Source organism: Bacillus sp. SRB_8 (assembly GCF_003264205.1).
GTDB lineage: Bacteria > Bacillota > Bacilli > Bacillales > Bacillaceae_G > Bacillus_A > Bacillus_A mycoides.
In genome coordinates, this window is sequence record NZ_NADT01000123.1 from 1 (window position 1) to 365 (window position 365).

General features: G+C 38.6%; 1 pseudogene. It reads left to right on the top strand.

Features of this window, described 5'->3' with window-relative positions:
- Positions 1-123 precede the first annotated feature (123 nt).
- Positions 124-365 (top strand): annotated as a pseudogene (locus B5P40_RS32205) (serine hydrolase domain-containing protein); the annotation flags it as partial.

Consider the following 365-nt stretch of genomic DNA (forward strand, 5'->3'; position numbering starts at 1 on the left):
AGAATGGAGCTTGTAAAAATAATCATTATGAAGATGATTACGAATTCAATGTTGACTTTTTGTCATCGGTAGAGATGATAGCTGTGTGGTGAGTATGAAATATCAAGCAACCACCTATACAATATGAATAGAGGAGAGGAATGCCTTATGAAAACACGTAGTCAAATTACATTTGCAAGTCTGGCTCTTTTAATAGCTGGAAGTTCCCTGTTATACACAACGCCAGCCTCAATTGTAAAAGCAGAGCCCACTCAAAATGTATCTAGTTCGTTACAAACAAATACTCAACGAGATCGTACTTCCGTCAAGCAAGCAATGCGGGATACATTGCAACTTGGATACCCGGGGATACTTGCTAAAACTTC